Genomic DNA, 22,245 nt, shown 5'->3' with positions numbered 1-22,245 from the left:
TCTGACACCTGCTGTTGATTCGTGGGTGCCACGAAGGTGAGCGCATGGAGCACACGCCCCCGCCGAGCGCCGCTCACTCCGCGGCCAGCCAACAGTTCCGCTGGGAGCTGCGCAGCTGCCGGGTCCGACGGGGACTGACCCAACGGGCCCTGGCGGACCTGGTGCGGTTCAGCCGGGAGACGGTCGCCGCGGTGGAGTCGGGCCGCCGCTTCGGCAGCCACGAGTTCGCGGTGCGCTGCGACGACGTGCTCGACACCGGCGGCGTGCTGGCCTCGCTGTGGCCGCAGGTCGCGGCCGAGCAGTGGGCGGCCGACGGCCGGCGGGGTCCACGGACCCCCGAGCAGACGCGCCTCGATCCGCCCGTACCGCGCCAGCGGAGTCGGCGCGACGCGCGCGACCCGGGCGCCGTGGTGGACGCCATCGACGAGCTGCGGGAGCTGATCGGCCAGGTGCTCAGCAGCCAACCAGACGCGGACGACTCCGGGCCGCACCGCGCGCCCGAGCACCTCGACGACAAGCGCTGAGCGCGGCCACCCGCGACCGGCCGCCGCGCGCCACCGGCCGCTGACTCTGGGTACAGATGCTGGTACGGCCAGTTTGTACCACCGCCAGGTCTGGCCTCCGAGCGCGGGTTCCGGCGGAATGGGACTTGCATTCGGCAAGGTGCGTATTGACCGTCATCGACGAGTCGTGGGAGTCAATCTTGGCGTCGAGCACGAGGTCCCACGCGGCCCGACCCTACCCGAGGAGTCGACGCGCCTGGAAGATCGCCGGTCGGATGCGCCTCATCGTGGCGGCGCCACTGGTGGCCGTGATCGGGTTCGCCGGCCTCGCGCTCACCGAGAGCGCACGCCAGACGACCCGCGCCAGCAACCTCGAGGTCGTGGCACGCCTCGGCGCCGAGGCCGGCGACCTGGCGTACCGGCTGCAACGCGAACGGGCCGCCGCCGCCGACCTGCTCACCCACCCCGACGCGGAGCAGCAGGACACCTTCGGCGTGGAGCTGGGCGCCACCGACGCCGCCGTCGAGCGGTACCGCCGACAGCGCGACAAGGTGCCCACCGACGCCGACGCGACCCTCCTGCGCCGCATCGACGCGGCGTTGGAAGGCCTGTCTCCGCTGCGCACCCAGGTCCGCACGGCCGAGCACGCCTCGGTGTCCGCGATGACCTTCAGCTACCGCATCGCGATCGCCGACCTGATCACCTTCCGGGAGAACGTCTCGCACGGCGTCGTCAACGCCCGGCTCGCCGACGGGATCCGAGCCTCGGCCGCCCTCTCGAAGACCGCCGAGGCGATCGGCCAACAGCAGGTCGCCGTGCTCCGCGCCGTCGCGGCCGGCGAGCTGACCCCCGCCACCCAGCAGGACATCACCGCCGCCCGCACCAGCTACACCGAGTCCAGCCTGTCGTTCCTGGCCCTCGCCCCGACCGAGTGGAGCATCTGGTGGGAGCAGGCCGGCACCGGCAAGGAGGCGCTGGCCCTGCAACGGATGCAGGACGAGGTGTCCCGCGCCCAGCCGGGAACGCCACTGCGCCTGCAGACCGCCGACTGGGTGACCACGACACAGCAGCGCGCCGCCCGCCTCGCCGACCTGCGGGGGCGCGTCGACGCCGCCGTGCTCGACGACGTCCGGGCCGCCCACGCCGACCAGCGTCGCCGGGCCGTGGCCGAGGCGGTGGGCGTACTGCTGGCGCTGCTGCTGACCGCGCTCGTGACCTGGGCCGTCGCCCGGCAGATCACCCGCCGGCTGCGCCGGCTGCGCGACGCGGCCAACGCCGTCGCGTTCGAACAACTCCCCGCCGTGGTGGCCCGGTTGCAACGCCCCGACAGCGCGAGCGTGGACCCCGACGAGCTGGCCCGGCAACAGTCCACCGCGGCCCTCGAACCCTCCAGCGACGACGAGATCGGCGAGCTGGGCCAGGCGTTCAGCGCCGTGCACCAGGCCGCCGTGCGGACCGCCGCCGAACAGGCCGTCATGCGCGCCAACACCGCCGACATCTTCATCCACCTGAGCCGGCGCGAACAGCGACTGGTCGACGCCGTCCTGGCACAGGTCGACCGGGTCGAACGGGACGAGACCGACCCCGACCGCCTGGACCAGCTCTACACCCTGGACAACCTGGCGACCCGGATGGGCCGCATCAACGCCAGCCTGCTCGTGCTCGGCGGCGTCGGCGTCGGCCGGGTACGCCAGCACGACGTCCCGCTGCAACAGGTGCTCCAGGCGGCCCTGTCGCAGATCGAGCACTACGCGCGCATCCGGCTCGGCATGGTCGACGGCGACGTCGCCGTGGCCGCCAAGTCCGTCGACGAGGTCGTGCACCTGCTCGCCGAACTCATGGACAACGCGACCGCGTACTCGCCGCCGGGCAGCGAGACCTGGGTGAGCGGCCGCAGCCTCGGCGACCGGGTCATCATCCAGATCAGCGACGAGGGCGTCGGTCTGCCCCCACAACGGTTGCAGCAACTCAACGAGCTGCTGGCCCGGCCACCCGCCATCGACGTCGCCGCCGTGCGGGCCATGGGGCTGGTCGTCGTGGGCCAACTCGCCGCCCGGCTGGGAGCCAGCGTCCAACTACGTCGCGGCCCCCGCCGCGGCACCCTCGCCGAGGCGACGCTGCCCGCGGCGATGATCCGGTCGCTCCCGCCGGAGGAGTACCTGCTCGCTCCCGGCCGGTTGTCGCGGCGGGCCGCCCGCACGTCCGCGCCCCCGCCGTACCGCCCGCGGCCGGAGCCGACCGCCGGGCACGCCCCCGCGGCGCGGACCCTGCCGGCGGCGCCCGTGTTCCGCCCGACGCCCAGCGTGGACCCCGGCGACGCGCCGACCGAGGAGCTGCTCATCTTCGACCAGGTCAACCACTGGTTCCACGCCGACGTCGTCGACTCCTCCGACGGCCGGCAGTGGTCCAGCCCCGCCGACGACGCCTGGCGTACCGCCGCGCAGGCGCACACCCCCGACGTGGCCGCGACCACCACCTCCGGCCTGCCGAAACGGCAGCCGCAACGACACCTGGTGCCCGGTGGCGTCACCGTGGCGCAGCAGCACCAACAACAACGCTCCGAATACCGGGACCCGGCCCAGGTCGCCAGCGCGATGGCTGCGTACGCGCGCGGAGTGGCGGCCCGCCGGCGCACCCCGATCAACAGCGGCAACTCATGACCGACAGGGAGAGCACGTGACCGACCACCAGGACCTCGGCTGGCTGCTGGACAGCTTCGCCGAGCGCGCGACCGAGGTCAGCCATGCGATCGCCATCTCCAGTGACGGCCTGATGGTGGCCGCCACCCGTGATCTGCCGCCGGACCGGGCCGACCAGCTCGCGGCGACGGGCAGCGGCCTGGTCAGCCTGCTGCGCGGCGCGGCGGCCTTCTTCGACGCGGGGGCGGTGATCTCCAACGTCACCCAGCTCGAAGGTGGATTCATGTTCTCGATGGCCTTCAACGACGGGGCGTCGCTGCTGGTGCTCGCCGCGCCCGAGTGCGACGTGGGCAAGGTCTCCTACGAGATGACGGAGCTGGCCAACCGGATCGGCGACGCGCTGACCCCCGCGGCCCGCGCGGCGCTCGCCCGCAGCCGCTGACCCCACCGACAGACCCCTCCCCTTCCCCTGGAGACGACATGTCCCTCACCACCCCTTTGCGCAGCCGTGCCCGCACCGCGGTGCTGCTCGCGCTCGTGCTGACCGCCAGCACCGCCTGCGCCGACGACGAGCCCGGCACGACCGGCGGCGGATCCATCAAGATCGGCCTGCTCGCCTCGCTGTCCGGCACGTACCAGTCCGTCGGCAAGGAGATCCGCGACGGCTTCGAGCTGTACCTGGACACGCACGACGGCAAGCTCGGCGGCCGGCAGGTGGACCTCGTCGTCGCCGACGAGGGCAACGGCGCCGCGACCGCAGTGCCCGCGGCGACCAAGCTGCTCAAGCAGGACCGCGTGGCCGCGCTCACCGGCATCGTCGGCGGCGGTTCGGTGGCCGGCGTCTACCCGCTGCTGCAGGAGACCAAGGTCCCGCTCGTCGGCTCCAACGGCCGACCCGAGATCAAGGACGTCTCCCGGGTCTGGCACACCTCGTACCTCTCCGACGAGCCGGGCGCCGCGATCGCCCAGCACGTCCGGGACAACGTCAAGGGCTCGGTGTACGCCATCGGCCCCGACTACCAGGGTGGCTGGGACGAGCTGCGCGGCTTCACCGAGGCGTTCGCCAAGGCCGGCGGAACCCTCGCCAACCCCGACGGCAAGACCACCTTCACCCCGTTCCCGGCCACCACCAACTTCACGCCGTACTTCGCCCGGATCAAGGCGTCCGGCGCGCAGGCGGTCTACACCTTCTACGCCGGCAGCGCCGCCGTCGACTTCGTCAAGCAGTACGCGCAGTCCGAGATCAGGGACGTTCCGCTGTACGCGGCCGGGTTCCTCACCGAGGGCGGCGTGCTCAACGCGCAGGGCGAGGCGGCCCGGGACATCTTCTCGGTGCTCAACTACTCCCCCGACCTCGACAACGCCGAGAACCGGGGCTTCGTCGCGGCGTGGAAGGCCAAGCACGACGGGTCGCCGACGACGTACGCCCTGGCGTCGTACGACGCGGCGGCGGTGCTCGACCGGGCCATCGGGGCCGCCGGCGACGATCCGACACCGGAGGCCATCAACGCGCAGATCGGCAAGCTCGGGCAGATCGCCAGCCCGCGGGGCGCGTGGCAGTTCTCCACCGTCACGCACTCGCCGGTGCAGAAGTGGTACCTGCGTCAGGTCCGCCAGGACGGTCGGGCGCTGTCCAACACCGTCGTGGGTGACCTCGCGACCATCGGCCGGTGATCGCGGTGGCGGCCGGCCCGAACCGGATCGACCCGTACGTCATCCCGGCGCTGGACGGTGTCGCCTACGGGCTGCTCGTCTTCGTGGCGGCGGCGGGCCTGGTCTTCTGCTTCGGCGTCGCCAACATCCTCAACCTGGCGCACGGCATGCTGTACGCGATCGGCGGCTACACCGCCGCGGCGCTGCTCGACGGCGGCTGGGCGAGTCTGGCCCTGGCGCTGGGTGTCGGCATCCTGGCCGCCGCCGCGGCGGGTGTGCTGCTCGCCGGCCTGCTCACACCTGTCGCCACCGGCAACCATCTCACCCAGGCGCTGCTGACCTTCGGGGTGGCGCTGGCCGGCGGCAGCCTGCTCGTCGCCGGCTTCGGGCCCGACGATCCGCAGGTGCTGGTGCCCGCCGCCCTCGACGGGTCGGTGGCGGTCGCCGGGCACCGCTACGCCGCGTACCGGCTGGTGTTCATCGTCGTGGCCGCGGCGCTCGCGGCCGGGCTCTACCTGACGGTGCGGCGGACCCGGGCCGGGATGCTGGTCCGCGCCGCCGTGGACGACCCGGAGATGGTCGCCTGCCTGGGCGTGAGCCCCACGCGGATCCGGGTCGGTGTGCTCGCCGCCGGTGGCGCGCTGGCCGGCGCGGCCGGGGTCCTGGGCGCCCCGATCATCGGCCCCGGGGCCGACACCGCCGACACGGTGCTGCTGCTCTCGCTCGTGGTCGTCGTCCTCGGCGGCCTCGGATCCATGGGAGGCACCCTGCTCGCGGCGCTGGCGATCGGGGAGATCCAGACCCTGGGCGTGGCGCTGCTGCCGTCGGCCGCCCCGTTCCTGCTGTTCGCCGCCATGGCCGCCGTGCTCGCGGTGCGGGCACGGGGCCTGGCCCCACGGTGGGCGGCGGCGTGAGGGACGAGGTGATCCGCCGGGTACGCCTCGCCGTCGCGACCGTCGTCCTGGCCGGCCTGGTCGTGGCGCCGTGGGTGGTGGACGACTACACCGCGGCGATCCTCGCCCGGACGCTCGCGCTGGGCCTGGTCGGGGTGAGCGTGGCGCTGCTCACCGGTGTCGCCGGCATGCCCACCCTGGGCCAGACCGCGCCGTACGCCGCCGGCGCGTACGCCAGCGCCGTGCTCGGCAGCCAGGTCTCCGACGTCGGCGTCGTGCAGGTCGCCGTGGCGGCGCTGGCCGGGGCGACGCTCGCCGCCGTGACCCTGCCGCTGATCGTCCCGGCCCGGGGAGTCATCGTCCTGATGATCACCCTGGCGATCGGCGAACTCGCCGTGACCGTCCTCGGGCGCTGGCGGTCGGTGACCGGTGGCACGGACGGCCTGGCCGGCATCACCCCGGTCCGTCCCCTGTGGGGGCTGCCGGTCCTGGCCACCGACCAGGCCCGCTATCTCTACACGCTTGCCGTCGTGGCGACACTCGTCGGCGCGGTGCTCCTGCTGCTGCGGACCCGGGTCGGGCCGCTGCTGCGCGCCGGCCGGGACGACGAGATGCGGCTGCGGGCCAGCGGGCACCGGGTGGGGCTGTACCTGTCCGGCGCACACGTCGCCGCCGGGGCGATCGCCGGCGCCGCCGGCTCCCTGCTCGTCGTCGCCCAGCAGTACATCTCCCCCGCCGACTTCGGCTTCGACACCTCCGCGCTGCTCCTGCTCGGGGTCGTCATCGGCGGCACCGCGTCGATCGGCGGCGCGCTGGTCGGGGCGGCGCTCGTCATCGCCGTACGGGACTGGTTGTTCGGGGTGCTGCCCGGTCACGCGCCGCTGGTGCTGGGCGCCCTGTTCGTGGCGACGGTCTACCTGCTGCCCACCGGCGTCACCCGGGTCCGCCGACCGCGCGGCCGATCCCGGCCACCGATCCCCGCGCCGCGCCAGCCGGCTGCGACACCCACCCGCGACCGCGGCCCGACGCCGGAGCTGCGGGTATGAACTGCCTTCTTAGCGCCGGGAAGATCAGTGTGCGGTACGGCTCGCTGGCCGCGCTCACCGACGTCGACCTGTGCGTGCACGACGGCCAGCGACACGCAGTGATCGGGCCGAACGGTGCCGGCAAGACGACCCTGCTCAACGTGCTCGGCGCGACGACACGGCCGCAGCGCGGCACGGTGCGCTTCGCCGGCCGCGACGTCAGCCGGCTCGGTCCGGCGGCGCGGGCCCGCCGCGGCATCAACCGGACCCATCAGCGCCCCGCGGTCTTCGCGACCCTCACCACGATCGAGAACATCGAGGTCGCCGCCCTGCCTCGGACCATCCGACGCCGGAGGTGGTGGCCCGGAGGGACCCGGGGCACGGCCCGCCGGCTCGCCGCCGACCTGCTCGACCAACTGGGCCTGTCCGATCTCGCGACGGTGCCCGCCGGTCACCTCGCGCACGGCCAGCGCCGGCAGGTGGAGATCGCCATGGCCCTCGCCGGCCGTCCGCGCCTGCTGCTGCTCGACGAGCCGGCGGCCGGGCTGTCGGCCACCGAGGTCGACCGGCTGGCCGAGCTGCTGGCGGCGCTGCCCCGGGAGGTCGCCGTCCTGCTGGTCGAGCACCATCTGGACCTGGTGTACGCCCTCTGCGACACCGTCACCGTGCTGCGCGACGGCCGGACACTGGCCGCCGGCACACCGGACGAGATCCGTACCTCGCCGCTGGTGCGGCGGGCCTACGCCGACGGGATGTCCTGATGCTGTACGTGGAGCGGCTCTGCGCCGGCTACGCCGGGGGGATCGTGCTGCACGAGGTGGACCTCCGGGTGCACCCGGGCAGCATCCAGGCAGTGGTGGGCCGCAACGGGGCGGGCAAGAGCACCCTCGTGCACACCATCGCCGGGTTGGTGCGCGCCTCCAGCGGACGCATCGAGATCGGCGGCGTCCACGTGGCCGGGCGGCAGCCCCACCGGGTCGCCCAGTCCGGCGTCGGCCTCGTGCCGCAGGGCCGGCGGGTCTTCTCCCGGTTGACGGTGGCCGAGCACCTCGTCCTGGCGGCGTCGCCGTGGCGGGCCGCGACACCGGGCGGCGAGGGCTGGACGGTGCCCCGGATCCTCGAACTGCTGCCCCGGCTGGCGGCACGACTGCGCCACCGCGGCTGCGAGCTCTCCGGCGGCGAGCAGCAGATGCTGGCCATCGCCCGCGCGCTGCTCGGTCAGCCACGGGTGCTGCTGCTCGACGAGCCCTGCGAGGGGCTCTCCCCCGACCTGGCCGCCCGGGTCCGCGACCTCATCGGCCACCTGGCCGCCGGAGGTCTGACCGTGCTGCTCGTCGAACAGCAGCTCCGCCACGCGATCGAGGTCGCCGACCGGGTCGCGGTGCTGGAGTACGGCCGGGTCGTCTACGACCGGCCGACCGCCGAGGCGCGCAGCGACCCGGGTCCGCTGGAGGCGATCGTCGGCATCGCCCCCACCGCGCCGCCCCCGGTGACCCGATCGAACCCTCGGCTCTGGGCCGACACCCCGTAGGTCACCCGATCCGTCGGCCCGCCGGCCGACACCCCGCTAGTCACCCGATCCCTCTCGGAGAGGCAGAAGACGATGGCGACCCCCACCAGTGATGGCGCGTACACCTTCGACAACGGCGCACCGGACGCGGTCCCGCAGATGCGGGCGCTGGAGTCCTTCCTGGACCCGATCACGATGCGCCGCCTGGCCCGCCCGGTGCTACGCCTCGGCTCGACCTGCTGGGAGGTCGGGGCCGGTGGCGGCTCGATGGCCCGGCGGATCGCCCGCGCGGTCGGCACGGACGGACACGTGCTGGCCACCGACATCGACCCCACGCACCTCGTGGCGGAGGGCAACCTGCGCGTACGCCGGCACGACGTGCGCGCGGACCTCCCGCCCGGGGACACGTTCGACCTGGTCCACGCCCGTCTCGTGCTGCTGCACCTGCCCGAGCGCCGACGGGTCCTGCGCACCCTCGCGGGCGCGCTGGCGCCCGACGGCTGGCTGCTCGTCGAGGAGTTCGACTGCACGACGCCGGTGCGGGTGCTGAACGCGCCGAGCGACGACGCCGCGAAGCTGTTCGCGCAGGTGATGGACACCATGATGGGTGTGTTGCAGGACCACGGCGCCGACCTGGGGTGGGCGCAGGACGTGCACACCGAGATGGTCCTCGCGGGCCTCGTCGACGTGGACACCATCACCCACTCGCAGAGCTGGGCGGGCGGGTCGAGCGGCACGTCGCTCTACGAGACGAACTCCCGCCAGTTGGAGCCGGACCTGCTGGCGGCGGGTCTGTCGCCCCAACAGCTCACCGCCTTTCGTCGACTGACGCGCGACCCCGCGTTCGCCGTCATGTCGTACCACTTCGTCTCCACGCGCGGCCGTCTGGCCGGTTAGCCCTCCCCGGTGCGGCCCGCCTCGCGTGGCGGGCCGCACACCCCCTCAAGCGTCCTAGGAAAGAACTGCGGCGCGGCCGGTGCGCCGACCCGGACAGCTCGGTCAGTGACGGCCGACGAAGATTCCGACGCCGTTGGCGACCGCGCGCTCCGTACCGTCGGAGGGGCTGTTGCGGGCGGTGGCCGCGGCCTGGCCCGGCTCGCGGACGGCGACAGTGGTCGAGCCGCCGCCGTCCAGGTTGACCGCCGCGTGCGCGCCGAGTGCGCGCAGCACGTCGGCCAGCTCGGCGATCGTGAGGCCGGCGCTGGCCGGGGCACGGCCAGCGAGCGCGACGAGATACACCGTCCTGCCGTCCGGGCTGACGCCGGCCGCGCTGCGCACGGCTGCGGTCCTGGTGTCGAGGCCGGCCAGCGGCACGCCGTCGCGCAGGATCGGCGCACCGCCGACCGCGAACGTCAGCTTGGGAGCGCCGGCGGAGGCGAGCTTCTCGTGGACCGTCACCCGGTCGCCGACGGCGAGGTCGTCGAGCGCGTCGGCGCCACCCTCACGGCCCACCAGCACCTGGGTGTCGGCGGGGATCGCGCCCGCACCGGGCGTCCGGCCCACCGCGCTCACCACTCCACGGCGGACGGTCACCTCGTACGTGCGGGTGCTGCACGGGTCGTTGCGGCTGGTGTCGCTGCCGCAGGTCGACCGCACCCGGGAGGCCGTGCCCCAGGCGGAGGTGAAGAGGCCGACGCCGCCGACCGGGAGCGCGTACTGGTTGAGGCCACTGAGGGCGATCGCGTGCGGTCCGCTGCGGACCTCGCCGGTGAGGCTCAGAGTGTCGACACGCGCCTCGCCGTTCACGCCGACGCCGAACACGTCGCGGGTCGAGGTGCCCGGGGCGAGGCCGGGCCCGAAGCGCTGGGCGGTCGGCACGGCGAACTTGAGCTGCTCGCCGTCGGCGATCTCCGGGCCGGAGGACGAGCCGGTCGGTGCGACGCCGGCGTGCGTCTCGCTGATGTTGAAAAAGTCCCCGTTCACGCCGGCGATCGCGCCCTGCGCGTTGGTCATCGCCGAGACGACCTGGCGCTGCGCCACGGTGTCCGGGTGCAGCAGGTCCACCGACACCCTGTTCCTGCGCAGGTCGGCGGTAAGCAGGTAACCGACTGCCGCGCCGCGCGGGGTGTCCACCTGGAACGAGCCGTAGGTGACACCCGGGGCGAGCTGCTCGCTCGACGTGACGGTGACCGGGGCCACGGACGCCGACGTCGTCGTCGCGATCCCGGCGGCGTCGGCCGCCGTCGCGGGCGTGCTCAGCCCCGCGGCGAGCAGCAGCGCCAGACCCGGCCGTACGAGCTTCGATGGCCTCATCGCCGTTCCCTTCTTCGGTGCGGTTGCGGGCCGATGCCCGCAGGTTCCCGCCGGACGGGCGACTGGCCCGGGCCGGCGATGATCTTCCTGGTCAGCGGATCACCCGCCGGTGAACGACGGGGACGTCCGGGGTGAACCACCCGCACCCTCTTGATCAACTGCCGAGGACCGGAGGGCGGCCAGCGCGGCCCCGCAACCATCGAAATGACGGCAAAAACCCGCTCAACGGACATCTGGGCATCCACGTTGAGGATCGGGCGAAGAACCGACGCCAACGCCCCGACAGCCAAAAAGTTTTGTTGGGTTCCTACAACAGAGCGACTGTTGGTTCGGCGGTTGCGCCATGGCGCTGTCCGTCCGGAGCCGGAAAAGTGACCACTGCCGGGAGCCGTCGACTTCCGGCACGCACATCATGGTCTACCAAAGGGGTCAGTCGGGTGTTCAACCGTGTCGCCATCGTCAACCGTGGTGAAGCCGCCATGCGGCTCATCCACGCGGTCCGGGAGCTGGCCGCGGAGACGGGCAGCCGGATCGAGACGGTCGCCCTCCACACCGACGTCGACCGCACGGCCACCTTCGTGCGCGAGGCGGACATCGCGTACGACCTCGGGCCGGCCTCCGCGCGCCCGTACCTGAACCTGGCGACGCTGGAGCGCGCCCTGACCGAGACCGGTGCCGACGCCGCGTGGGTCGGTTGGGGCTTCGTGGCCGAGGATCCGGCGTTCGCCGAGCTGTGCGAGAAGATCGGGGTCACGTTCGTCGGGCCGAGCCCGGAGGCCATGCGCCAGCTCGGCGACAAGATCGGCGCGAAGCTGATCGCCGAGGAGGTCGGCGTGCCGGTCGCGCCGTGGAGCCGCGGCGCCGTCGAGACCCTGGACGCCGCCCGGACGGCGGCGGCCGAGATCGGCTACCCGCTCATGCTGAAGGCGACGGCCGGCGGCGGCGGGCGCGGCATCCGCGTGGTCACCAACGAGGCCGAACTCGTCGACGCGTACGAGCGCACCAGCCAGGAGGCGGCGCGGGCGTTCGGCAGCGGCATCGTGTTCCTGGAGCGCCTGGTCACCGGCGCCCGGCACGTCGAGGTCCAGGTGATCGCCGACGGCCAGGGCACCGCGTGGGCGCTCGGCGTCCGCGACTGCTCGGTGCAGCGGCGCAACCAGAAGGTCATCGAGGAGTCGGCCTCGCCGGTGCTCGACGCGTCCCAGGCGGCCGAGCTGAAGACCTCGGCGGAGCGGCTCGCCGTGGCGGTCGGCTACCGGGGTGCGGCGACCGTCGAGTTCCTCTACCACCCCGGCGACCGGCTGTTCGCGTTCCTGGAGGTCAACACCCGCCTCCAGGTCGAGCACCCGATCACCGAGCTGACCACCGGATTCGACCTGGTCAAGGCGCAGCTGCACGTCGCGTCCGGCGGCCGGCTCGTCGGCGAGCCGCCGGCCGAGCGGGGCCACGCCATCGAGGCCCGGCTCAACGCCGAGGACCCCGACCGGGACTTCGCGCCGTCACCGGGGCGCATCGCGCGGCTGGACCTGCCCGCCGGCCCGGGCATCCGGGTGGACACCGGTGTGAGCGAGGGCGACACCATCCCGGCCGACTTCGACTCGATGATCGCGAAGATCATCGCGTACGGGCGCGACCGCGACGAGGCCCTCGGCAAGCTGCGCCGGGCGATGGCCAACACCACGGTGATCATCGAGGGCGGCGCGACGAACAAGAGCTTCGTGCTCGACCTGCTCGACCAGCCCGAGATCATCGACGCCAGCGCCGACACCGGCTGGATCGACCGGGTCCGGGGCGAAGGCCGACTCGTCACGCACCGGCACTCCGCGGTCGCCCTGGCCGCCGCCGCCATCGAGTCGTACGAGGAGGAGGAGCGCGCCGAGCGGCAGCGGCTGCTGTCGACCGCCGCCGGTGGCCGCCCGCAGGTGCAGCACGCCAGCGGCCGGCCGCTGGACCTCAAGCTGCGTGGGGTCACCTACCGGATGCGGGTGGCGCGGATCGGCGCGCACCGGTTCCGCGTCGGCATCGAGGCGGGCGCCGTCGTGCGCACCGCCGACGTCGAGCTGGACCGCTTCGACCGGCACACCGGCCAGATCGTCGTCAACGGCATCCGGTACCGCCTGCTCACCGGCACGCACGGGCCGACCCACCTGGTCGAGGTCGACGGTGTGACGCACCGGGTCAGCCGCGACGAGGGTGGCGTCCTGCGCTCGCCCATGCCCGCGCTTGTCGTCGCCACCCCGCTGGAGGTCGGCGCCGAGGTCGAGGCGGGGGCGCCGGTGCTGGTGCTGGAGGCCATGAAGATGGAGACGGTGCTGCGCGCGCCGTTCAGGGCCCGGCTCAAGGAGTGCGCCGTCTCGGTCGGCAGCCAGGTGGAGGCCGGGGCGCCGCTGCTGCGGCTGGAGCCGCTCGCCGACGACGCGGGCGAGGCCGCGGCCGGCCCGAGCGTCGCCAGCGTCGAGCTGGACCTGCCCGCCGCCGACGACAACGCAGGGGCGTACGAGCGCAGCCGGCGCGGTCAGGAGGATCTGCGGGGCCTGCTGCTCGGTTTCGACGTCGACCCGCACGACGACCGCCGGGTGCTCGACGACTACCTCGTGGTGCGGCGGATGGCCGCCGAGGACGGGCACCGACCGCTGGCCGCGGAGGTGGACCTCGTCGACGTGTTCGCCGACCTGGCCGAGCTGAGCCGCAACCGGCCGACCGGCGAGGACGGCGGCGCCCACGTCCGCAGCGCGCGGGAGTACTTCCACACCTACCTGCAGAGCCTCGACGTGGAGCGGGCCGGGCTGCCCGACGCCTTCCAGGCGCGGCTCGCCAAGGCGCTGAGCCACTACGGCGTCACCGACCTGGAGCGCTCCCCCGGCCTGGAAGCCGCCGTGTTCCGGATCTTCCTGGCCCAGCAGCGCGCGTCCGCCGACGCCACGGTCGTGGCGTCGCTGCTGCGCGAGTGGCTGCGGGAGACCCCGCCGGACGAGTCGCTGCGCGAGCCGGCCGGTCTGGCGCTGGAGCGGCTGATCGCCGCGACGCAGGTCCGCTTCCCCGCCATCGCCGACCTGGCCCGGGGCGTGGTGTTCGCCTGGTTCGCGCAGCCCCTGCTGCGGCGCAACCGGGCCCGCGTCTACGCCCAGATCCGGGCCCACCTGCGACACCTGGACGCGCACCCGGCCGCCCCCGACCGCGCCGAGCGCATCGCCGAGATGGTCCGCAGCACCGAGCCGCTGGTGCGTCTGCTCGGCCAGCGACTGGTCCGTGACCACCTGGACAACACGGTCATGCTGGAGGTGCTCACCCGCCGCTACTACGGCAACAAGGCCCTCACCCGGGTACGGACCCGCGAGGTCGCCGACTGCGCCTTCGTGGTCGCCGAGCGCGCGGACTCCAGTGTGGTCTCCACGGCGGTGAGCTTCGACGCGCTGGGCGGGGCGCTGCGGGGGCTCGCCGAGCTGGCCGGCGACGAGGACTCCGTCGACGCCGACATCTACCTCGGCTGGGAGAACCAGCCGGAGGACTTCGACGCGATGGCCGCCGCGCTGCTTGAGGTGATCACCGCGCATCCGCTGCCGGCGCGGGTCCGCAGGCTCACCGCCACCGTCGCGGGTCGCGGCGGGGCGGTCATGCACCACCACTTCACCTTCCGCCCGTCGGACGGCGCAATGGTCGAGGACCGGCTGATCCGCGGTCTGCACCCGTACATCGCGCAGCGGATGCAGCTGGAGCGGCTGCACAAGTTCGACCTGACCCGGCTGCCGTCGTCCGACGAGGAGGTCTACCTCTTCCAGTGCGTGGCGCGGGAGAACCCGGCCGACGAGCGTCTCGTAGCGTTCGCCCAGGTCCGCGACCTGACCGAGCTGCGCGAGCAGGACGGCCGACTGGTGGCGCTGCCGACCGCCGAGGACGCGGTCGCGGCGTGCCTCGACTCGATCCGCCGGGCCCAGTCGCGGCGGCCGTCCAAGACGCGCTTCACCACCAACCGGATCGTCATCTACGTCTGGCCGCCGAGCGAGCTGACCCGCGAGGAGATGGAGATGATCGCCGGGCGCGTGCGCCCGACGACGGTGGGCGCCGGGCTGGAGGAGATCCTGTTCATCGCGCGCCAGCGCGACCGTCGCACCGGCGAGCTGACCAAGATCGCGGTACGGATCTCGTTCGACGCCGCGGGCGGCGCGGAGCTGACCGTCGGCACGCCGCCGGTCGAGCCGGTCGAGCCGCTCGACGAGTACCGGCTGAAGGTGCTGCGGGCCAGCAGCCGCAACACGGTGTACCCGTACGAGTTGACCAGCCGACTCGGTGACTTCGTCGAGCACGACCTCGACGACGCGCACGCGCTGGTGCCGGTGGACCGGCCGAAGGGGCGCAACCGCGCCGCGATCGTCGCCGGTGTCGTCACCACACCGGCCACGCTGCATCCCGAGGGTGTCACCCGGGTCGTGCTGCTCGGCGACCCGACGAAGTCGCTGGGCGCGCTGTCCGAGCCGGAGTGCCGGCGGGTGATCGCCGCACTGGACCTCGCGGAGCGGATGCGGGTGCCGCTGGAGTGGTGGGCGCTGTCCGCAGGCGCGCGGATCTCGATGACCTCGGGCACGGAGAACATGGACTGGGTCGCCGCCGCCCTCAAGCGGATCGTCGAGTTCACCCAGGCCGGCGGCGAGATCAACATTGTCGTGGCGGGCATCAACGTCGGCGCGCAGCCGTACTGGAACGCCGAGGCGACGATGCTCATGCACACCAAGGGCGTCCTGGTGATGACGCCGGACTCGGCGATGGTGCTCACCGGCAAGCAGTCGCTCGACTTCTCCGGCGGCGTGTCCGCCGAGGACAACTTCGGCATCGGCGGCTACGACCGGGTGATGGGGCCGAACGGGCAGGCGCAGTACTGGGCGCCGAACCTGACCGCCGCGCGGGACGTGCTGATGGCCCACTACGAGCACACGTACGTCGCTCCCGGCGAGGACGCGCCGCGGCGGGCGGCCACCACCGACCCGGTGGACCGTGACGTCTCGACGTTCCCGCACGACGTGGTGGGCAGTCCCTTCCGCACGGTGGGTGAGATCTTCTCCGCCGAGGCCAACCCGGACCGCAAGAAGCCGTTCGACATCCGGACGGTGCTGCGGGCCCTCGCCGACCAGGACCACCCGGTGCTGGAGCGGTGGGCGGGCATGGCCGACGCGGACACGGCTGTCGTGCAGGACGCCCACCTCGGCGGCATCCCGGTGTGCCTGCTCGGCATCGAGTCCCGGTCGGTGCCGCGGCGTGGGTTCCCGCCCACCGACGGCCCGGACACCTACACGGCGGGCACGTTGTTCCCCCGCTCGTCGAAGAAGGCCGCGCGGGCCATCAACGCGGCCAGCGGCAACCGGCCCCTGGTCGTGCTGGCGAACCTGTCCGGCTTCGACGGCTCGCCCGAGTCGATGCGCAAGCTGCAACTGGAGTACGGCGCGGAGATCGGCCGGGCGATCGTGAACTTCCAGGGCCCGATCGTCTTCTGCGTGATCTCGCGCTATCACGGCGGCGCGTTCGTGGTGTTCTCCAAGGCGCTGAACCCGAGCATGACGGTGCTGGCGCTGGAGGGGTCGTTCGCCTCGGTGCTCGGCGGTGCTCCCGCCGCGGCGGTGGTGTTCTCCGCCGACGTCAACGCCCGTACCGCCGCCGACGAGCGGGTGCGAGCCCTGGAGGCCCGCGTCGCCGCCGCGGCCGGCACCGAGCGCGCCGCGCTCGCCGCCGAGCTCGACGAGCTGCGCTCGTCGGTGCGGGCGGAGAAGCTCGGCGAGGTGGCCACGGAGTTCGACCGGGTGCACAACATCCAACGCGCCGTCGAGGTGGGCTCGGTGGACGCCGTCATCCGCGCCGCCGAGCTGCGTCCGCGCATCATCGAGGCCATCGAGGCGCGTCTGCCCGGCTGATCCGCTGCCGATCCCGCACTGTGGGGACGGCGCCGACCCATCGCGGTCGGTGCCGTCCCCACTGTCGTTGGCCCGCCGGCCGGGCCGCGCACCGTCGAAACTTTCATCCGATGACTGTCCACAGTCGCGCAGCTCACCCGACTTTTTTCCGGAAGTTTTCAGAGTTGACGAGGCCCATCGACGGCCATAATGTTTCGAACGAGTTTCCGGTGCTTCGGGGAGCGCCACCGAGCCCGAGACCGCACCCGCCCACTCATCCCCGGGCCGCACCCTCCCTTCAAAGATCGACATTTGTCGATCATCGCCGAAAGGAAGGCAGATGAAGCCAAGACGGTGGATCAGCGCCGGCCTCGTCGCCGCCGCGACCGCTGCGGCGTTGAACACGATGCCGGCCACCGCGAGCCGGCCGTACGACCCGACCACACAGAGCCTCGCGACCCTCGGCCAGCGCCACGGCCTGAAGATCGGCACCGCGGTGAACGCGGAAGCTCTCAACGACGCCAGCGACCCGCAGTACCGCCGGCTGGCCTCCTCCGAGTTCTCCTCGGTCACGGCCGAGAACGCGATGAAGTGGGAGAGCCTGGAGCCCACCCGGGGCACCTACGACTGGACGGCCGCCGACCAGCTCGTCGAGTTCGCCCAGCGCAACAGGCAGGCCGTGCGCGGCCACGTGCTGGTCTGGCACAACCAACTGCCCGCCTGGCTGACCAGCGGCGTCGCCGACGGCAGCATCTCCAAGCAGGAGCTGCGCGAGCTGCTGCGCAAGCACATCACCACAGTCGTCAACCACTACCGGGGCAAGATCTGGCAGTGGGACGTCGTCAACGAGGCGGTCAGCGACCCCTGGGACACCCCGTCGACGTTGCACTACAAGGGCTTCTGGGCGCAGAACCTCGGCCCGGACTACATCGCCGACGCGTTCCGCTGGGCCCGCGCCGCCGATCCCAAGGCGCTGCTGTTCTACAACGACTACAACATCGAGGCGTTCGGCTCGGGCAACCCGGCCGACGACAAGACGCAGTTCGTCTACGACATGGCCAAGCGGCTGCGCGCGCAGGGCGTCCCGATCGACGGCGTCGGCTCGCAGGGCCACCTGGGCACCCAGTACGGCAACTTCGACACCCTGCAGGTGACCGCCGCCCTGAAGCGGTTCGCCGCGCTCGGTCTGGCCACCGCGTTCACCGAGGTCGACGTCCGCAGCCAGATGACCGCCGGCGTCCAGGCCGGCAACTCCGAGGAGATCAACCCCCGCTTGCAGGCGTCGGCGGCCAACTTCAGCGTGCTGATGAAGGCGTGCCTCGCGGTGCGCACCTGCCTGTCGTACACCGTCTGGGGTTTCAGCGACAAGTACTCGTGGGTGCCGGACTGGTTCAACGACCCGCCCGAGGGTCTGGCCACCATCTACGACGAGAACTACCAGCCCAAGCGGGCGTACCAGGAGCTGAAGTCGGACCTGATCTTCGCCGGTCCGCCGTACGTCCTGCCGCGCATCGCGCCCAGGCCGCACCGCTGAACCGACACGGGTCGTGCGGGGTCCACCCTCCCCGCACGGCCCGTGTCAGCGCGGCGCGGCCAGGTCGTCGCCGGGCAGCAGCGGGCGCATGAACGTCCGCTCGTAGCGCACCACACAACCGGACTCGTCGCGGATGGCGTCGGCCGCGACGAACTCCGGGTCGTGACCGAACCGTGCGCGGTACCGCTCGTACGCCGCCAGGCTCTCGAAACTGAACAGCGCCTCGGCCCGGTCGCTGGCGCCCTCGGCGGGCAGGAAGTATCCGTGGTGCACGCCGCCGTGCCGGGCCACGAGCCGCATCCATGCGCGGGCGAACCGTTCGAACGCCTCGATCTGCGCGGGGTCGATGGTGTAGTGCACGACGCACGTGATCATTGATCCACCATAGGGCTCGCGCCGGACCCTGCCGCGCGACGGCCGGCAGTAGGATCACGGGCACCTCGGCGACGACTGTCGCCTCCCCCTGCCGGAGCCCGCATGTCGACAGATCGGCCCGGCGACACCGCCCGCCGTCGAGGCAGACCCCTCGGCCCGTACCGCGCGATCGGCCGAGCCCTCGCCGTCGGCTGCCTCGTCGCCGTCGCCGGGGTGCCGGCCGGGTCGCCGGTTGCCGGGGCGTCCGCGCCCACGACGGTGCGGGTGCTGCAGATGAACCTGTGCAACAGCGGTCGCGCCGGCTGTTACACCGGGCGGGCGCTGACCAGGGCCGCCGAGGTGATCAGGGCCGAGCGACCCGCGGTGGTCACCCTCAACGAGATCTGCCGGGACGACGTGCCCACCCTGGAGGCGGTGTTCGCGGCCACCCACCCCGGCACGGGTGTCGTGTCCGCCTTCCAGGCCGCCGGCGACCGTCCCAGCGGCGCCGACACCCGGTGCCGCAACGGCCAGGCGTACGGCATCGGGTTGTTGGCCCGGCTGGCGACGGCCGAGGGCCGGTACGCCGTACACAGTGGAATCCACCCGACCCAGGACCTCGCCGACCCGGAGGAACGACCCTGGCTCTGCGTCGACGTCGGTGGCGCCCTCAACGCCTGCACCACCCACCTGGCGGCCACCAGCCGCGCCGTCGCCCTCAGCCAGTGCGGCCATCTGCTCGACGAGATCCTGCCCGCCGTCCGGCGAAGCAGCGGGTACGCGCCCACCGTGCTCAGCGGCGACCTCAACCTCCGCCTCGGCGACGACCCCGACGTACGGTCCTGCCCGCCGGCCGGATACCCGCGCGCCGACGACGGAGCGGTGCAGCACATCCTGACGAGCGCCGACGTCATGCTCTGCTGCGCCCGCTCGGTGGGCATGGGCGGGGCTACCGACCACCCCGCCCTGCTGGCCACCCTCGTCATCGACGACCCACGCGGCTGACGTGACGTGCTGGGCGGCACCTTCCGCAGCGTCCCCGCCGGGTGCGACGCCGCTTTTCGTCGGACGGTCGTGCCATGCTGCCGCCCATCGCAGAGCAGGGAGCACAGGGCATGGTCACGGTGATCGTTCGGGATGAGACAGCGACCGGCAGAGCCATCGAGAGTTGGCCGTTGGCGGGCCTGCCGGAGCGCATCTCGGCGCGGGAGCTGGTCCGGCTGCGCGTGCGCGAGGAGGTGGCGCGGTTCAACGCCCAGCAGCCGCGGCACTTCCGGGGCCTGGTGCAGCCGACCGACACGGAGGCGACGCTGAACGGCTACCAGGTCGCTCCGGGCCGCCGACTCGACTGGGTGGCGCAGGCCGATCGCGCCTGCGCCGCGTTCGCCCGCAACGGTTTCCTGCTGTTGGTCGGCGACCGCCAGATCGAGGACCTCGACGAGGAGATCGACCTGCGCACCGACCCGGACGTGGCGTTCGTCCGGCTCGTCGCCTTGGTGGGTGGCTGACATGGGCGACTGGACGGCACTCCTGCCCCACCTGAGCGACGCGGACCGGCGACAGGTGGAGACCGGTGTTCCCGAGGCCGACGAACGGATCCGGGGGGTGCTGCGGATCGCGAGCACGTACTTCTGGGGTTCCTCGGTGACAAGCGTGCCGGAGTGGACCGCGGTCGAGTCGTGGCCGGCCGAGGAGCGTCGCCGTGCCGCCCTGGCCATGCACCGGGAGTCGGCGGACGGCTCGACCCCCACCGCGCTGAACGACGTGGTACGCAGCCTCGCCACCGAGGACGTCCCGTTCACGCGGGCGGACCTGGTGTGGTGCCTGGAGGTCGTCGCCGACGGTGACGGCTTCGACAACGGCGCCCACCTGGAGCTGCCCGCCCTGATCGCGCCGCGCCTGACGGCCGCCGAGCTGGCCGACCTGGTGCCGGCGTTGTCTGCCCTGGTCAGTGAGCTGGTCGACGACTACTTCATCGCGGCGAAGACCCGCCGACGCGTCGTGACGCTGCTCGGCCGGGCCATCGACCGCACCACCGGCAGCCGCCTGCCGTCGTCGCTGCTGCACGACGGGGACGCCTTCGGGCCCGCCGTACGCGCCGACCTGGGGGCCGCCCTTACCGCGCCCGGGGTGCCGGAGGTGCTCATGCACTGCGCCGCGCTGGACAAACCGGCGGCGACCGCGAAGTGGCTGCGCCGCCTCGACGAACTGCTCGCGGCCGCGCCCGGCAGCCGGCAGGTGCTCCGCCGGCTTCTCGACGCGTTCACCGCCCACGGGCGGACCGTCCACGACGACGCGGACCGCCTCCTGCGCGGCCTCGTCTGGGCGTTGTCGCGGGAGCCCGACGAGGGGGCGACGGACCTGCTGGCCCGAGCCACCGCCTGCGCGGCGGCAGCGCCCCGCGAGGCCGCCGGATTCCCGCACGCCCCGCGCACGGCGATCGCGGCGGTACGCCTGCTGGCCGACCGCGACGGCGACGTGCCGCTGCGCACGCTGGCCCGGTTGGCGATGACGGTCCGCAACAAGGCCGTGCGCAGCCGGGTCCAGGCCGCGCTGACCCAGCTCGGCGCTCGGCGCGGGTGGTCGCTCAGCGAGGTCATGGAGTTGGCCGTCGACGACCACGGGCTCGGGCCGGACGGGTGCCTGCACACACCTGTCGGCCCGTACGAGGCGACCGTCGAGATCGTGGGCGAGCGGGCACGCCTGGTCTTCGCCCGCGACGGCGTCACCCTCAAGGGCGTCCCGGCCGCGGTGAAGCAGTCCCACGAGGACGACCTCGCGCAGTTGCGGGCTCTGGTCAAGCAGGTCGGCGCGACGCTTGTCAGCGAGCGCCAGCGGGTCGAGGGACTGCTGTCGGAAGAGCGCACCTGGTCGTACCCGGACTGGTCGTCGCGATTCCTCGACCACCCGGTCACGGCGACCTACGGGCGGCGGCTGCTGTGGGAGACCAGCACCGACGGCCAGCGCTGGACGGCCGGCCTGCCCCGACGGGACGGCGACGGCTGGACGATCGTCGACCGGGACGGCCGGGCCCTCGCGCCCGGGTCGGTCCGGTTGTGGCATCCCGTCCGCGCGAGCACGGCCGACGTGTTGGCCTGGCGCACGCACCTGGTGGCCGCCGGTCTGACGCAGCCGTTCAAGCAGGTCTTCCGGGAGGTCTACCCGCGCACGCCGGCCGAGGAGAAGACACACACCTACTCCAACCGGTTCGCCGGGCACATCCTGCGCTACCGGCAGGCCAACGCCCTGTTGCGCGCCCGTGGCTGGCAGGCCGGCTACCTCGGGACCTGGGACGGCGGGTACGACAGCGAAGCCACCAAAATCTTCGGCGGCGGCGCGTGGCGGGCGTCCTTTCACCACGCGCTCGTCGACAACCCGGATCCACACCACTACGACGTCGAGTACTGCTCGACCGACCAGGTGCGCTTCGCCCGGCTCGACGGGACGACGTGGGTCCCCGCACCTGTCATCGACGTGCCACCGCTGGTGTTCAGCGAAGCCATGCGCGACGTCGACCTGTTCGTCGGCGTCACCTCGATCGCCACCGACCCGCAGTGGGCCGATCGCGGCGAGGACCGGTTCTCCGCCTACTGGCAGCGCACCGCCGTCGCGGAGCTGACCCCGTCGGCGCAGGTACGCCGGGACGCGCTCGCGCGGCTGCTGCCCCGGATGGCCATCGCCGACCGGGTGGACCTCACGGACCGGTATCTGCGGGTGCGCGGCAACCTGGGCGCGTACCGGATCCACCTCGGGTCGGGCAACGTCATGATGGAGCCCGACGACGCGTACCTGTGCATCGTCGCCGCGCGCGCACAGACCGGTCGGCTGCACCTGCCGTTCGACGACGACCCCATGCTCTCCACGATCCTGTCCAAGGCGATCATGCTCGCCGCCGACGACCGGATCACCGACCCCACCGTGCTGAGCCAACTGGGGAGTGTCGCGGGCCGATGAGGGTTGGCGTCGCCATCCGCATCTAAATGGACAACAACCGCTGACAAC

Annotated in this window: 16 protein-coding genes; 14 read left to right on the top strand and 2 right to left on the bottom strand. The window is 73.0% G+C overall.

The genetic code is table 11. From position 1 onward, the window contains the following. Positions 1 to 44 precede the first annotated feature (44 nt). The 9 genes from ACLQ27_RS01295 to ACLQ27_RS01255 all read left to right on the top strand — a co-directional run bounded on the left by ACLQ27_RS01295 (position 45) and on the right by ACLQ27_RS01255 (position 9,120). Entirely contained in the window at positions 45 to 524 is a 480-nt protein-coding gene (locus ACLQ27_RS01295) for a helix-turn-helix transcriptional regulator (protein WP_425865341.1), read from the top strand. Between the two features lie 254 nt (positions 525 to 778). Then, on the top strand, positions 779 to 3,163 hold the full coding sequence (locus ACLQ27_RS01290; protein WP_425865340.1) for a sensor histidine kinase: 2,385 nt from the start codon (positions 779 to 781) through the stop codon (positions 3,161 to 3,163). Positions 3,164 to 3,179: 16 nt separating this feature from the next. Then, positions 3,180 to 3,584 (top strand): roadblock/LC7 domain-containing protein, encoded by a 405-nt coding sequence (locus tag ACLQ27_RS01285; protein ID WP_007460021.1) that lies wholly within the window; start codon positions 3,180 to 3,182, stop codon positions 3,582 to 3,584. 38 nt (positions 3,585 to 3,622) lie between these two features. After that, on the top strand, positions 3,623 to 4,816 hold the full coding sequence (locus ACLQ27_RS01280) for an ABC transporter substrate-binding protein (RefSeq protein ID WP_357490310.1): 1,194 nt from the start codon (positions 3,623 to 3,625) through the stop codon (positions 4,814 to 4,816). Beyond that, the gene (locus ACLQ27_RS01275) at positions 4,813 to 5,709 is read left to right on the top strand and encodes a branched-chain amino acid ABC transporter permease (RefSeq protein ID WP_425865339.1); all 897 of its coding nucleotides are present in this window, start codon (positions 4,813 to 4,815) and stop codon (positions 5,707 to 5,709) included. The genes ACLQ27_RS01280 and ACLQ27_RS01275 overlap by 4 nt, the downstream gene beginning before the upstream one ends. Next, positions 5,706 to 6,734, top strand: coding sequence for a branched-chain amino acid ABC transporter permease (locus ACLQ27_RS01270; RefSeq protein WP_357490307.1), 1,029 nt, complete (start codon positions 5,706 to 5,708; stop codon positions 6,732 to 6,734). Before ACLQ27_RS01275 ends, ACLQ27_RS01270 begins: the two co-directional genes overlap by 4 nt. Continuing rightward, positions 6,731 to 7,474: an ABC transporter ATP-binding protein gene (locus ACLQ27_RS01265; protein WP_425865338.1), complete on the top strand. Its 744-nt coding sequence runs from the start codon at positions 6,731 to 6,733 to the stop codon at positions 7,472 to 7,474. Before ACLQ27_RS01270 ends, ACLQ27_RS01265 begins: the two co-directional genes overlap by 4 nt. After that, positions 7,474 to 8,244, top strand: a complete 771-nt coding sequence (locus tag ACLQ27_RS01260; RefSeq protein ID WP_357490304.1) for an ABC transporter ATP-binding protein — start codon at positions 7,474 to 7,476, stop codon at positions 8,242 to 8,244. Before ACLQ27_RS01265 ends, ACLQ27_RS01260 begins: the two co-directional genes overlap by 1 nt. A 72-nt stretch (positions 8,245 to 8,316) precedes the next feature. Continuing rightward, complete coding sequence (locus ACLQ27_RS01255) at positions 8,317 to 9,120, top strand: methyltransferase (RefSeq protein WP_234581906.1); 804 nt, start codon at positions 8,317 to 8,319, stop codon at positions 9,118 to 9,120. Between the two features lie 102 nt (positions 9,121 to 9,222). Here ACLQ27_RS01255 and ACLQ27_RS01250 read toward each other — a convergent pair whose 3' ends face one another. Next, positions 9,223 to 10,476, bottom strand: coding sequence for a phosphodiester glycosidase family protein (locus ACLQ27_RS01250; protein WP_357575462.1), 1,254 nt, complete (start codon positions 10,474 to 10,476; stop codon positions 9,223 to 9,225). Between the two features lie 437 nt (positions 10,477 to 10,913). Between ACLQ27_RS01250 and ACLQ27_RS01245 the strand changes: the two genes are divergently transcribed. Together ACLQ27_RS01245 and ACLQ27_RS01240 are read left to right on the top strand one after the other, a co-directional pair. Next, complete coding sequence (locus ACLQ27_RS01245; RefSeq protein WP_425865337.1) at positions 10,914 to 16,376, top strand: carboxyl transferase domain-containing protein; 5,463 nt, start codon at positions 10,914 to 10,916, stop codon at positions 16,374 to 16,376. A gap of 319 nt (positions 16,377 to 16,695) precedes the next feature. Continuing rightward, positions 16,696 to 17,889 (top strand): endo-1,4-beta-xylanase, encoded by a 1,194-nt coding sequence (locus tag ACLQ27_RS01240; protein ID WP_234581909.1) that lies wholly within the window; start codon positions 16,696 to 16,698, stop codon positions 17,887 to 17,889. A gap of 45 nt (positions 17,890 to 17,934) precedes the next feature. Here ACLQ27_RS01240 and ACLQ27_RS01235 read toward each other — a convergent pair whose 3' ends face one another. Further along, positions 17,935 to 18,264 (bottom strand): NIPSNAP family protein, encoded by a 330-nt coding sequence (locus tag ACLQ27_RS01235; RefSeq protein WP_234581910.1) that lies wholly within the window; start codon positions 18,262 to 18,264, stop codon positions 17,935 to 17,937. A 102-nt stretch (positions 18,265 to 18,366) separates the two neighbouring features. Here ACLQ27_RS01235 and ACLQ27_RS01230 point away from each other — a divergent pair, with 102 nt between their 5' ends. From ACLQ27_RS01230 to ACLQ27_RS01220, 3 genes are all read left to right on the top strand, one after another. Beyond that, positions 18,367 to 19,248, top strand: a complete 882-nt coding sequence (locus tag ACLQ27_RS01230; protein ID WP_357490297.1) for an endonuclease/exonuclease/phosphatase family protein — start codon at positions 18,367 to 18,369, stop codon at positions 19,246 to 19,248. 110 nt (positions 19,249 to 19,358) lie between these two features. Next, entirely contained in the window at positions 19,359 to 19,751 is a 393-nt protein-coding gene (locus ACLQ27_RS01225; protein ID WP_425865336.1) for a hypothetical protein, read from the top strand. Position 19,752: 1 nt separating this feature from the next. Then, complete coding sequence (locus ACLQ27_RS01220; protein WP_425865927.1) at positions 19,753 to 22,197, top strand: DUF4132 domain-containing protein; 2,445 nt, start codon at positions 19,753 to 19,755, stop codon at positions 22,195 to 22,197. Positions 22,198 to 22,245 lie beyond the last annotated feature (48 nt).

The sequence above is a fragment of the Micromonospora sp. DT63 genome, from assembly GCF_049841615.1.
Classification (GTDB): Bacteria; Actinomycetota; Actinomycetes; order Mycobacteriales; family Micromonosporaceae; genus Micromonospora.
The sequence above is the reverse complement of the archived record's forward strand: the minus strand, read 5'-3'. Positions and strand labels throughout refer to the sequence as shown.